The 13,519-nt window shown below is 43.4% G+C and carries 10 protein-coding genes, 1 tRNA gene and 1 pseudogene; 7 read left to right on the top strand and 5 right to left on the bottom strand.

The window, feature by feature from the left end; all coding sequences use genetic code 11:
- Nucleotides 1-90: 90 nt before the first annotated feature.
- Nucleotides 91-528, top strand: a complete 438-nt coding sequence (locus R50345_RS10160; RefSeq protein WP_042126227.1) for a hypothetical protein — start codon at nt 91-93, stop codon at nt 526-528.
- A 497-nt stretch (nt 529-1,025) separates the two neighbouring features.
- On the opposite strand, the gene R50345_RS10165 is transcribed toward R50345_RS10160, so the two are convergent.
- Nucleotides 1,026-2,741, bottom strand: coding sequence for an ABC transporter ATP-binding protein (locus R50345_RS10165; protein ID WP_042126229.1), 1,716 nt, complete (start codon nt 2,739-2,741; stop codon nt 1,026-1,028).
- Between the two features lie 268 nt (nt 2,742-3,009).
- Here R50345_RS10165 and R50345_RS10170 point away from each other — a divergent pair, with 268 nt between their 5' ends.
- Nucleotides 3,010-4,233, top strand: a complete 1,224-nt coding sequence (locus R50345_RS10170; RefSeq protein WP_081389908.1) for a CynX/NimT family MFS transporter — start codon at nt 3,010-3,012, stop codon at nt 4,231-4,233.
- Nucleotides 4,234-4,325: 92 nt separating this feature from the next.
- On the opposite strand, the gene R50345_RS10175 is transcribed toward R50345_RS10170, so the two are convergent.
- Nucleotides 4,326-5,087 carry a class I SAM-dependent methyltransferase gene (locus R50345_RS10175; RefSeq protein ID WP_042126230.1) on the bottom strand — a complete coding sequence of 254 codons (762 nt, stop codon included), beginning with the start codon at nt 5,085-5,087 and terminating at the stop codon, nt 4,326-4,328.
- 253 nt (nt 5,088-5,340) lie between these two features.
- Here R50345_RS10175 and R50345_RS10180 point away from each other — a divergent pair.
- The 5 genes from R50345_RS10180 (at nt 5,341) to R50345_RS10200 (ending at nt 10,582) form a co-directional block, all read left to right on the top strand.
- A tRNA-Leu gene (locus tag R50345_RS10180) sits at nt 5,341-5,424 on the top strand.
- A gap of 463 nt (nt 5,425-5,887) precedes the next feature.
- The gene (locus R50345_RS10185) at nt 5,888-6,217 is read left to right on the top strand and encodes a PadR family transcriptional regulator (RefSeq protein ID WP_042126232.1); all 330 of its coding nucleotides are present in this window, start codon (nt 5,888-5,890) and stop codon (nt 6,215-6,217) included.
- Nucleotides 6,214-6,771 (top strand): DUF2812 domain-containing protein, encoded by a 558-nt coding sequence (locus R50345_RS10190; RefSeq protein ID WP_042126233.1) that lies wholly within the window; start codon nt 6,214-6,216, stop codon nt 6,769-6,771. The genes R50345_RS10185 and R50345_RS10190 overlap by 4 nt, the downstream gene beginning before the upstream one ends.
- 222 nt (nt 6,772-6,993) lie before the next feature.
- The gene (locus tag R50345_RS10195) at nt 6,994-10,083 is read left to right on the top strand and encodes a PAS domain-containing hybrid sensor histidine kinase/response regulator (protein ID WP_231574126.1); all 3,090 of its coding nucleotides are present in this window, start codon (nt 6,994-6,996) and stop codon (nt 10,081-10,083) included.
- A 16-nt stretch (nt 10,084-10,099) separates the two neighbouring features.
- Nucleotides 10,100-10,582 carry a NusG domain II-containing protein gene (locus R50345_RS10200; RefSeq protein ID WP_231574127.1) on the top strand — a complete coding sequence of 161 codons (483 nt, stop codon included), beginning with the start codon at nt 10,100-10,102 and terminating at the stop codon, nt 10,580-10,582.
- On the opposite strand, the gene R50345_RS10205 is transcribed toward R50345_RS10200, so the two are convergent.
- From R50345_RS10205 to R50345_RS10215, 3 genes and pseudogenes are all read right to left on the bottom strand, one after another.
- The gene (locus R50345_RS10205; RefSeq protein WP_042126236.1) at nt 10,579-11,451 is read right to left on the bottom strand and encodes a TIGR03943 family putative permease subunit; all 873 of its coding nucleotides are present in this window, start codon (nt 11,449-11,451) and stop codon (nt 10,579-10,581) included. The two genes, R50345_RS10200 and R50345_RS10205, sit on opposite strands and share 4 nt — an antisense overlap.
- A gap of 33 nt (nt 11,452-11,484) precedes the next feature.
- A pseudogene (locus tag R50345_RS32425) lies at nt 11,485-12,475 on the bottom strand (permease).
- Entirely contained in the window at nt 12,472-13,500 is a 1,029-nt protein-coding gene (locus R50345_RS10215) for a CobW family GTP-binding protein (RefSeq protein WP_042126239.1), read from the bottom strand. Before R50345_RS10215 ends, R50345_RS32425 begins: the two are co-directional and overlap by 4 nt.
- Nucleotides 13,501-13,519: the final 19 nt, after the last annotated feature.

The following is a 13,519-nucleotide window of genomic DNA, read 5'->3' on the forward strand; positions in this document are numbered from 1 at the left end:
CGGCTCCTTCTTTCTTTATTTTTTAACGGGTTCAAAATAGAGGATTAATCTATCGGTATTCAGAACTGTTACTAAATAAGAGGTGGTATAGTGAAAAGTGAATTTAAGAACGTTAGAATTCAAGCGATTTTGCAAGTTCTAATGGTTGTATTTTTGCATTTTATTACTATCTATTTATTGAAGCTGAATACAGAGGAATGGAATGAAGAAATGGTAAGGCAGATGTTCTTAATGTATTCAGCGCCAATATTTCTTACATATATGTCTTGCAAGATGGCTTTACAGACGAGGAAGCTTAGGTACAACATTGCATGGTTACTCATCAGCACTTTACCTAGTATGAGAATTCTATTTTATTTAAAAGAATACCAAGGGAAAAAATCTGAGAATCCTGGATTCATTGAATTTGATATTCCTCAGATAGAGCTTAGTTATCTTTTACCTGTTAGCTACTTAGGTATCCAACTGATACTAATAATATTATTGTTGGTAATGATATTATCGAAAGAAAAACCAGAAGTTGATTAATATCTGTACATAAAATATGGAAATGCGATTTGGGCATAAATGAAACTAGGTTGTGTTTGAGTGACGGTTTAGATTTGTATTGTCTTTGATATTAGGGAAATCCTCCCTAAAAATAGCCGATATTCGCTGGATTTATAGCTTTTTAGGGAATTTCTCCCTAAAAATCACCTGAAATCCACTGATTTGAGCAAATTGGGTGAAATTAAGGGGAGGAATTCCCTAATTGTTAAGGTTGGAGCAATATTATCTATGGAATTGGGGAGGAATTCCCTAATCCCTAATTCTATCCCCATGTTCCATAAGATTACTCCTCCTCTATAGAACCTTTACTCCTTGTCACATTTTAGCCAAATCACTTCCTAACTCCTTAACTCCCGGGATGTCCAATGCAGCACCTTATACTCACAAGAGGATATGTACACTACAAAGCAATCCTAGTCTCCAACAATGTGGGACTAGGATTGCTTCATTTTGCTAGGGAGCTAGATAGAACCTCCCTATACTTTATACTGCGCCAGATGCAGCCGGCTGTAGATACCACCGGCATGGACTAACTCTTCATGGCGGCCTTGCTCGGCGATGCCTTCTTCATTTACGACCATGATCCGGTCAGCGTTCTTTATAGTCGTCAATCGGTGGGCGATGACGAGTGTGGTTCTGCCCACGGACAGATCCGCCAGCGATTGCTGAATCGCTGCTTCCGTTTCAGTGTCAAGCGCAGAAGTAGCTTCATCCAGAATCAGAATCGGTGGATTCTTCAGGAACATGCGGGCGATCGCTAGGCGCTGCTTCTGTCCGCCGGACAGCTTCACACCACGCTCTCCGATCACCGTATCCATGCCTTCTGGCAGATTCTGAATGAGATCCTCCAGATGGGCACGCCGAGCTGCTTCCCAGATTTCAGGCAGCTTCGCATCGAGCTTTCCGTAAGCGATATTCTCGCGAATCGTACCAGAGAACAAGAACACATCCTGCTGCACAATCCCGATCTGCTTACGCAATGACTCCAGCTTCATGTCACGGATATCGATGCCATCAATGGTGATAGCTCCACCTGTAACATCATAGAAACGAGGGAGCAGGCTGCAAATAGTGGTTTTGCCGGCACCAGAAGGTCCGACAAAGGCAATCGTTTCGCCAGCCTTTACTTGCAAACTAATATTTTGCAGAACCGGACGGTCCTCGTCGTATCCGAAAAAGACATCCTGGAACGTGATATCTCCGCGCAAAGTACTTACCTCAACTGCATCTGGCTTGTCGCTGATATCAGGTTCCGTGTCGATAATCTCAAGATAACGTTTAAAGCCGGCTATTCCTTTTGGATAACTCTCGATAACGGCATTAATCTTCTCGATGGGACGGAAGAAGACATTGGATAATAGAATAAATGCTACAAATTCACCGATTTGGAGCTCGCCATTGATGAAGAACCACGCCCCGCTGATCATCACAAGGATCGTAATAAGGCGGGTCATCATATAGCTGACGGACAAGCTTTTGGCCATAATTTTATAAGCGAGAAGCTTAGTTTTACGGAACATTTGATTATCTACTGCGAATAGCTCTTGTTCATGCTGCTCATTGGCAAATGATTGCACAACCCGGATTCCGCCGACATTATCTTCGATACGGGCATTGAAACTACCTACATTTCCAAAAAGCTGGCGGTAGGTGGAAGTCATGTTACGTCCGAAGTAGATGATCACCCAAGCCATAATTGGAACGATAATAAAAGTAATAATTGCTAGCTTCAGATTAATATCAGCCATTAGGATAAAGGCTCCAACGAGTGTCATGATGGCGATAAACACATCCTCAGGACCGTGATGCGCCACCTCGCCGATATCATTTAAGTCGTTGGTGATACGTCCGATTAGGTGACCTGTTTTATTATTATCGAAGAATCGGAAGGATAGTTTCTGGATGTGATCAAACATTTTTTTACGCATATCGGTTTCGATGTTAATACCAAGCATGTGCCCCCAGTAAGTAACGACATATTGCATTACCGTATTCAAGGCGTAAATAGCTAGAAGTGCGACACAAGCAATAAGAATAAGCGGCCAATCTTGACCCGGGAGCAAATCATCAATAAATTTATTGACAGCTACCGGGAATGCTAGTTCTAGCAGACCTGCAAAAACAGCGCAGGAGAAGTCCAATATAAATAGTTTTTTATATGGACGATAGTAGGAAAAAAACCTTTGAAGCATTCTGTTCACTCTTTTCTATAAAATTATGTATGAGTTCTATTGAAATTGATTCTCAATTGTCCTGATTATATGGATACTAAAGATGTCGTTCGGTTTTGTCAATAATTTGGATATAAAATTACTTAAGGGTTGTAACTTTTATAATAATAGTGGAAGATAGTTCTTAATGCCATGTAATAAATATTTTTATATTTCTAGCTTAGTCACTTACCGTCCTTATAGGGAGGTCGAAGATGGTTATGCTTGTTGTAATTTAGGAGGATACAGGATGAAAGCATCACAACGAGAAGGAATTATTCAGAATAAAGGCTTAACGGATACTAAATATGATCGCTGGCTGCTAGTGCTGGGAATTGTTTTTATCGCAGCGGCACTTAGAGCGCCTTTTACATCTGTCGGTCCATTGGTTCAAATGATTCAGGATGATTTAGGCTTATCGAATACTTCAGCAGGAGCTATTACCACTCTACCATTGTTGGCTTTTGCCATCTTGTCCCCGTTTGCTCCAAAGCTAGCCCGCCGCTTCGGTTTGGCTAATGTGTTAGTAATTGCCATGGTTATGCTGGCTATGGGGATTTTAATCCGGTCGGGATCTGGAGTAGGTCTGTTGTTCACAGGTACGGCAATACTCGGGCTATCTATTGCAGTATGTAATGTGTTGCTTCCGGGACTTATTAAAGGGAAGTTTCCCCACAAAATCGGATTAATGACAGGTGTCTATACCGTATCTATGAATTTATGCGCAGCAGTCGCTTCAGGAATTAGTGTGCCGCTAGCCAGTAATACTGGATTTGGCTGGAGAGGGACTTTGGCCATATGGTTTATGATTGCTGCGCTAGCAACGTTGTTCTGGATTCCGCAAATGCGCAAGCTTGATCAAGGGACTGGCGCGAGTAATTCGGTCTCTAGCGGTAATATGTGGCGTTCTTCGCTGGCTTGGAAAGTAACGATTTTTATGGGCTTACAGTCACTGCTCTATTATGTCTTTATTGCTTGGTTTTCTGTTCTCCTTGGGGAGCGAGGGATGTCATCAAGCCATGCAGGCTGGTTACTATCGCTGATGCAAATGGCGCAGCTGCCGTTTACTTTCTTCGTGCCGCTGTGGGCAGGTCGGATGAAGAATCAACGTATTCTAGTAATAATCACTGCTGTTCTGTATTTCATCGGAATAGGTGGGATCTGGCTGGGCAGCAGTGCCTTAATGGCTGTATGGGCGATATGCTTTGGTATTGCCGGAGGTTTTTCCTTCGGTCTTGTGATGATGTTCTTCAGTCTACGGACCAGAAGTACTCGAGAAGCAGCGGAGCTGTCAGGAATGGCTCAATCTGTAGGTTATGTACTTGCTGCCATGGGACCGGCTTTATTCGGATGGCTGCATGATGTGACGAATAGCTGGACGATGCCGCTGATTTTATTGCTTGCTGCAAGCGTAGTACTCCTGGTTGTCGGACTTGGCGCTGGTAGCGATCGATATGTGGGAGATAGAAGATAATCATTTATTGAAATTTTAAAAAGAGTGCATTGGCGCGGAAGCTGCGTCAGTACACTCTTTTTTTTGTGACATAGGAAAAATCGCATTCAGTGTTAGACTCGTTTGTAAGCGACAACCCGCATTCTACGATAATCCATCACCCAGCGGTTATCCTGAAATAACGTTGGCTTCAGTTTCTGTTCCATATAAGAGAGGACTTCTTCTCGTTCAGGGGGTGTGAGGACACTTAGGATTCCATTAGCAAAAGTGTTCAACCAGCGCTGGAACCCTTGCTCTCCAGCCTCTAATGGTGTTGGACGGTTGAAACAAAGGGCGAGGTCTACAGTTAGCCCATGCTGTTCTAGTAGTGTTGTATATTGTCCGATGCTTGGAAAGTACCAAGGCAGCTGAAGCTTACCGCTACACCCTATAGCGGCAAAAGCGTTTGGAAGTTCAGTAACGATGGAAGCGATATTGCCCAGCCCTCCGAACTCAGCGACAAAACGTCCGCCTGTTCGTAAGCTAGCAGCGATTGATGCGGCAGCTCCGTTCGCGTCGGTTAACCAGTGTAGAGTAGCATTGCTGAACACAGCATCGACTGGCTGTTCCGCGACATAGCTTTGCCCATCTGCTAAAATGAATCTTAGCTGGGGATGCTTGTCACGGGCAGTCTGAATCATTTCAGCAGAGGCATCAATCCCTGTTACAGTAGCGCCGCTAGCAGCAATGGTTACCGCTAAGTCGCCAGTTCCGCAACCCCAATCTATAATCTGTTCGCCAAGCTGGGGGCGCAAAAGCTCAATCAAAGATGCCCCAAACTTAGACACAAAGGCCATGTCAGTATCGTAGGTTCCGGTGTTCCACTGCTGGTTCATACGTATTCATCCTTTCTGGTTTAGATTGACACTTCTGATGCACTAGATTCTTTAACTATGTTGTACCATACTGACAACTTATAAGAGAAATATATAAAGTGAATAACACTGATTGGTTATTCCTATAGTGATATGTTTCAATTTAACGTACTATTAGTCGTATTACACAATACGCAAATAAATATATTGCTTTTTATCTAAAAAAGGAGTATAGTATTAAATACAGTGATTATTTCACTGGTGTACATAATGTGCGGTCGTGGCGGAATTGGCAGACGCGCACGGTTCAGGTCCGTGTGGTAGCAATATCGTGGAGGTTCGAGTCCTCTCGACCGCATCACTAAATAGGCTTATACAATTGCTCTTGGGCAGTTGTATAAGCCTATTTTTATTTCTGAAGCTACGGATCGTATCGCTCTTATTGGCCTTCAACTGCGTATAAAAGGGGTACATTTGGGTGAATAGCTGCAACTGGGTCCGAATGCATGCGGAAGCCTCTGTTTTTTAGCAAATGTAGGCTTCTCAGTCCGCTACACCCCTTGCGAAGTAGAAGGAATAGATTTAATTAGATGGAGTAGATCCAAGTTGATGGAATTGCATTCCTAGTCTCCCCAGCTAAACAAATAAAGAGAACGATTATGAAGCGTCTATAGCATATGCCGTAGGCGTTTTTTTGCGGTAATAATCTTAACGAAATACATAAATTGGGTATTTTTGTATTGACAATTATATCGGCTTCCGTAATAATAGTATTACGGTAAACGATATATCGCTAGCAGTAATAGAATGGAGATGGAATCATGCCTGAAAGCTCAGAAAGAGGAGCCTTAACGGAAGCAGTGTTTTACATTTTATTGTCTCTATATACCGCAATGCACGGATACGCGATTATGCAGAATGTGAAGGATTTAAGTAATGGTCGAGTGGATCTCGGAGCGGGCACTTTATACGGAGCTATCAACACCCTGCTGGAGAAAAACTGGATAAGATCTGTGGAAGGGGAAGAGGGCTCCCGAAGAAAGGAGTACGAAATTACGGAATTAGGTAAGACGGTGATTCAGGGGGAGCTTATCCGGTTGGAAGAGCTGATTGCCAATGGGAAGAGAATAGCTGGAGGTGAGTCCAAATGATACATGTGGTTCGCAAAATGTTTTGGGATTTTGAGAAGGAAGAACAGTGGCTGAATGAAATATCTGCCAAAGGGCTGGCCCTTACAAACTACACATGGTGCAAATATGTGTTTACTGAAACGCCTAAGAATGAGTATACGTATAGGATTGAGCTTTTAGATAATGTGCCTACTCATCCGGAGAGCATCGCTTACATCAGGTTTTTAGAGGAGAATGGAGTAGAATGTGTTAGCAGCTTTGGACGTTGGATCTATCTTAGAAAGAAGTCTTCTGAAGGTGCTTTTGATATTTACACGGATCTGGAATCCAAAATAAAACACTTTAAGCGAATTAACACGCTATGGAATTCTGTTATATGGTTAGAGTTCATTCTTGGTTTAGCGAACATTCTCATTGGGCTAACGAATTATTTCACTTCATCCAGCAGCATTAGTTTGGTAAATGTTATTCTAGGCGGGCTTTTAATTCTTTTAGGACTTGTTTTTTTAAGAGCTGGCGCACCTATCCGTAAGAAAATTAAAAAGCTTCAACAAGAGAATTTAATAAGAGAATAGTCCTTATTCTTGTGATATGTATAAACAGCAGGTTTCCTGATTACTCGGGACTTGTTGTTTATTTTTTTGGTCTATGACGATAATGCGCAATCTCATTGCTTTTCACCGGCCTATCATTTAGGACTCAGCTATCAAGCTTAATTACCGAAAAAAAGGTATACTGGAATAGATTACGAAATTGTAATAAAGTTTGTCCCCATCTCAAAAGAGGAGGCTGCACAGGTGTCTGAATTTCTTTTTAAGCAACTATACTTACGGTCTTCTATAGGGGTTGCTGTAGTCTCTCCCAAGGAAGGGACCTTGATTCAATCCAATCCAGCACTTTGCCATATGCTTGGTTACTCTGAAGAAGAGCTTTTGAATCTACATTATTTAGATCTAATTTATCCAGACGATAAGACTAATGATGATCATAACGTTATCCTGAACAAGCTCTTAGCAGATCCTGGGACCGCAATTGAGTTAGAAAGACGGTTCTTATGTAAGGGTGGCGAGATGATCTGGGTAGCACAACATATATTTCTAATTCTTAAGGAGAATGCTAGTGAACCTCTTGTCTTGATTTCGGAACTAACGGATATCACAGACCGAAGGCTTGCCGAAGATAAGATTCAGAAAGATCAGCATTTATATAATTTGATCATCCAAAATACACCGGATATGATTTCTTTTGGCGACCCTGACGGTACGTTGCACTACGTGTCTCCTTCAGTAGAGTTGCTGCTAGGATATCCGGCACATGAAATGATTGGTACAAAAAGACCGGAGTATTATCACGTAGATGATGCCTTAGAGATGACTCAACACGGAAAGCTCTATTCTGATACGGATGTGTATACACGTAGAGCCCGGCATAAGGACGGACATTATTTGTGGATCGAGAGCAGTTCGCAGGTAGTTCGTGATGAGCAGGGGGAAATCAAGCAGATTTTAACCATCGGCCGCGATATTACACAGCGTAAGAAATATGAGGATATGCTGGCGAAAGCCCAATATCTTGCGAAAATGGGATCTTGGGAATGGGATGCGACAAAAGCACGATTGACGGTTTCTAGAGAGATGCGCAATATTTTTGGTTTTTCACTGGATGACAGCATTCATTCCTATTTTGATTATAAACGTGTCCTTTCCTGCATTGAGCCAAATGATTTAATCATACTTAAAAAGCTAGTTCGTCATTCTTTAGCCATTGGAACGAATGGTGAAGCTATGGTTCGAATTAAGAGTGCGGATGGAATATTAAAGTTTTTGGATGTGCACTGGGAAGTGATTAAGGATGAAGAAGGAAGAGTGCTACAGATCAGCGGGATTGCCCAGGATGTGACTGAACGTCATCGAATGGAGGAACAGATGCGTGATAGTGAGCAGAATTATCGACTCCTGTCGGAAAATTCAATGGATTTTATTTCACGAAATACAGCGGACGGACACCTCACCTATCTGTATGCATCACCGATTTGCCAGACGATGTTCGGGTATACACCGGAAGAAATGTACGAAACCAGAGGTATAGATTACATACATCCTGAGGACAAGGAGAAGGTAGTATCCTATCTTAACAGTTGTATGGAAGGCAAAAAGCTCGAACCTGTATCCTTCCGGTTTCTGTGCAAAGATGGGACCTACATTTGGACGGAGACAACACTACGCTATATTTACTCGGAAACCTTTGGAGGACAAGAACTGGTGTGTGTAACCCGGGACATTGCGGAACGGGCGCGGCATTTTGAAGAAATAGAGAAGTTAAGTAACGAGCATGCTCTAATATTGAATTCGGTATCTGAAGGTATATTTGGCATGAACCTTGAAGGTGATACGATGTTCATCAACCCTGCGGCGATTACTATGCTGGGATATGATCCAACGGAATGGATGAACAGCAAATTCCATGCGATTCATCAGACTTGGCTGGATAATGAGCCTTTTTTAGGCATTCAGAAGACACTGATACCTTCGCATTTCAATAATCTCTCTTTCGAAGAGAAGGAGGGTGTATTTTGGAGGCGGGATGGCTCCAGCTTTTTGGTCAGATATCGCATGACACCACTTTTTGATGGCGAAGAGCGAATCGGTGCTGTAGTCGTTTTCCGAGATATTACCGAAGAAAAGGAGATTGTGCGAGCGAAGGAGTCTGCTGAGGAAGCAGATCGGGCGAAATCGGAGTTTCTAGCGATCATGAGTCATGAGCTGCGTACACCGATGAACGGTATTATCGGAATGGCCGACTTACTTTCGGGTACAGAGCTGGATGAAGAGCAGAGCTACTACACACAAATCATTAACAGTAGCGGGGAAGCATTGCTTCATATTTTGAATGAAGTACTCGATTTCAGCAAAATCGAAGCAGGCATGATGACATTAGAACTACAAATGGTGGATTTGCGTGAAGTGATACAGAATGTTAGCGAGCTATTTTATCCGAAGGTCAAAGAGAAAGGCTTATTATTGTCTATCGATATTGCAGCAGATCTTCCATTTGTCATTGTGACGGATGAGTCGAGATTACGCCAAATTCTCGTAAACCTGGTTGGGAATGCGGTGAAATTTACGGAAAATGGTGAAATCAGTATTTCTGCCAGTCTGGAAGCTTCGCAAAAATCAGGAAATATTATTGTTAAATTCATGGTTAAAGACACGGGGCTGGGGATTCCAGTTGCCAGTCAAGGGTTATTGTTTCAATCGTTCTCGCAATTGCATCCTTCCATCAATCGTAAATACGGCGGAACCGGACTTGGATTAGCCATTAGCAAAAAGCTGGTGGAGCTGCTCGGAGGAACAATTGGTGTAAGAAGTTGTGAGGAGCATGGCTCAGAGTTCTATTTCACGGTGGAGGTCTCATTGCCGAAAGAGGAATGGAATCAGAAGGTTGCACTTTACCCTTCGTCGGATGTAGGCAAAAGCGATAACCCTAAAGCCAAAGGGGATGTTAAGGGGGAATATGGACCCATGTCCATTCTCATCGCTGAAGATCATCCAGTGAATCAGCAACTGATGCAGGCTTATCTAAAGAAGAGGGGATATGTACCAGACATTGCAATCAATGGCGAGGAAGCGGTTCGCGCTGTGCTGGCCAAGGATTATGATCTCATATTTATGGATGTTCAGATGCCGATTATGGATGGGATCGAGGCAACAGGGATTATACGCGAGAAGCTGGGGCTGTATCCAATTATTATTGCTGCTACTGCCTTTGCCAGAAATGAAGATAAAGAGATGTGTTTGAGTGCCGGAATGCAGGATTTCATCTCCAAGCCTATTTCAATCAAGGAGCTCGACAGGGTATTAAAAGATTGGTCTACACGGATTCGCTAAAGGATGAGGAGTATCATTGACAAAGAGGCGTATGATTTATATATTTGTAATCGTAATTATTACGCATATCAATGTCGATGAAAGGATCCATACCTTGTTAAAAATGAAGCGTGGCGATTTTGTAATTATTTTTATAGCGCTGTTAGCAGCCGGTTTAATTTACGGAATCAAGTGGTGGGACACCCGCAATGAGCAGTATCAACAAGGAGATTTGAAAGCTATAATTACGGTCGATGGCAAAGAATACAAAACCGTTTCTTTGACTAAGGAAGAGCAAATTATAGATATTCAAACAAAGTTCGGTCACAATACCTTAAAGGTATTTGATTACGGGATCCAAATGACGTATTCTGATGCGCCTCTGCGAATCGCTTTAGAAATGGGGTTTATTTCTAGACCGAAGCAGCAAATCATCTGTATTCCAGCTCGTATAATGGTTGAAGTATTTAACCCTAACCGGTCTGAGAATGATGAAGATGAGCTGGATGCCATTATTTAGTAAGGCTTAACAGAACTCTGTAGGTCTTTCCATGTGGCTATGGAGTCAGCGCTCGTGTAAATGTAAGGTGTTGTTGGTTGCGCGATCGGTGTAATGCTTTCTGCACGAATTTGCATTATTTCTTGGCCCTTGTATTGCACAACTTGAAGCTTGCCCCGAACCTCTATCCAGGTATCAGTGGGCAAGCTTTTTAGTTTGCCGGAATCAACCAGCATCCCAAATGGAGTGGCATCAGCGGTACAGCACTGGACCAGAAATCTGCCAATGGCAAAAGCACTCTCTGGCGTTTCACTGTCATCGCGATACAGAAACCCGGAAACGGAAATTTCTTTGCCTTCAAATTGCTCTTTATACATGTCAATAGCACCAAGTGTTTCAGAAAAAATTGCAGGGTAAACAGGGATAGTAGGCTGTACATAAAGAATCTTGGCCAGCTCTGTGAGCTCTTCGTGATAGGGATCAATTGATTCGAATCTAGCGACATTGTTAGTATCGGAGGGCGATGAGGTTAAAGTTATCCCTTTTTTGCTAGCAGCCATACTTCCCAAGGCTCGGTCAGGAAGTGCAAATCCAAGCAACAGCGGAAAAAGAAATAATCCATAAAGCGCTGTACTTTTAAATATGGAATGCGGGAGGCGATGCTCGCAGTCGCATAGAACACTGCCTTTACCAAATAAGGCCTGAATGGCCAAGCTAAGTGCCATAAGTGTCAAAGGAATCGGACATAATTGAACCCAGCGTGCCAGTTTGGGCGCTACATAATAATGCAAAGCGTCTTGCTGCACTAAATGCCCAATATAGAGAGCAAACGCGAGCAGAATGACCGCCCTTAACAAATAGTGAAATCGGATGCTTCGAGAGTCATTCATGCTCTTCCTCCTATCAGTGCGGAATTTCTATGATTACAGCCATAAGGACATGATTACAGCCCCGATAAATACGCTCGAAAAGATAAGAAAGAACAAATAAAGGGCGAATTTGGTCTTGAACAGGGAGAGTAACATCAATGAATTTTTGAAATCCAGCATCGGCCCGAACACCATAAAAGCTAGCAGTGCACCTGCCGGAAAAGAATGTACAAAGGTGGAAGCAACAAAGGCATCCGAGGTGGAGCAGAGTGAAAGCACAAATGCCAGTCCCATCATGAAAAAATAAGACCCTAGCGGCTTATCTCCGATTGCTGCCAGACTATCTTGAACCATAAACGTTTGGATGGCCGAGGTTAGTAGACAGCCGATAATTAAGTATTTTCCCATCTCAAAAAAACTCGTCCGAGGTATGAACAAAGACAGCAGCTAACTTTCCTCCACGTGAATTATTGTGATGCGTGTTATCGGTTTCGCGCTGAACACTCAGGCGTACAGGGGACTTTTTCACCGTTGCATAGATAATTAGGCCTATAATACAGGCGACAGCAAAGGCTAGACCCATCCGGGCATAGGCCAGTTCGGAGTGGTTACGAAAAGCCGTCAGAGTTGCTCCGTAGACGACAGGATTTAGGATGGGTCCGGATAGAATAAACACGATCGCCACGTAGACAGGCATCCCCTTATGGATTAGCCGGCGGACGAGAGGGATCATTCCGCATTCACATACCGGAAAAATAATTCCAAGCAGGCAAGCGAATAAAATAGCCGGCAACGCCTGCCTTGGAATGCAGCGGGAGATCATTTCATCTGGGATAAAGACTCTAAGCAGCGAGGATAATAAAGCTCCTGCTAACACAAACGGCAAAGCTTCTAGCAAAATCCCGATAAATCCGGTTTTGAACGTATCAATGTACGCGTTATCCAGAAGTTCCAGCTGATTTGGCACCCATATAAAACCAATGATGATCAAGAAGGAAATCGGTAGAAGCAGCGGCAGTAATTTTAATGGAGATAGGGTAGTCAAGGCGCGAATAAGGCGGTCCACCGATCTGCCAGCAGTTCCTCATCTAAATTAATCCCGATGAATACCACATAAGGCATTCCAGGATAACGTGACGCCTCCCAGCTCGTACGCATACCCGCATATTGGACAAGCTGTACCGGTTCCTGTTCAGACAAAAGGATATGGCCCTTGGCACGGAGCAGGTTGTCACCCCATTCTTGAAAAAAAGCCTCTAGCCGTTCTTTGGAAGGCATAGTAGTCCCTGCTTGAGGTATGGTCAGCGTGATGGCAGTCACTTGGGAAAAAGAAGCATGCTGCTCCTCCTGCACTTCTTTTACAGCGGTTCCTCCGTGCTCTGAATTCATTTGCTTCAGAGAGGCGCCTTTAAAGGTCTGGGGCGCTCGTTGCGGTGCGGGCGCGATGATTTTGCGTGGAATGATTCCTGATAATATCGGAGAAAGGTTGATCTCGCTGTAATGGGTATATACGATTTCAGCCTCTGCATTTTGTTTTCGAACACCCTTTTCTATTCGCCATAAGGTTTCAGGTTCTACAAGATCACTCTTATTAACGACAATGAGATCAGCGGTGGACAGTTGCTTGCGAAGAGTACGAACCAGTTGTTTGTCAGAAGAGAGTCTGCTGTTATATTCTAAGGCGTTTTCTGCATCCAATAAGGTAATCGTAAAATGCAATTCGACTCTTTCCTGGAGAGAGGTTTCTTGTAGTGTTTTGGCGATTTCTTCTGGGTTTGCGACACCGGTAAGCTCGATATAAATAGCATCAGGGCGCCCTCTTAACAATACCAGCAGGCTGTCTGCCAGATCCTCTTTACGGCTACAGCATACGCACCCGTCCAGCAGTTTAGTCACGGTTGTACCCGTGTGCTCCTGTAGAATATATCCATCCACATCTCTCTTACCGAGCTCATTCATAACTACGCCAGGGTTCAGTCCTCTTACCTTACTCTCTTTCAGCAGGGACAACAGCAGAGTTGTCTTCCCGCTCCCCAGAAACCCGCTCAAAATAATTACTGGTATCTTCATGATCTCCACTCCTGCCTGA

This window comes from Paenibacillus sp. FSL R5-0345 (assembly GCF_000758585.1).
GTDB lineage: Bacteria > Bacillota > Bacilli > Paenibacillales > Paenibacillaceae > Paenibacillus_AQ.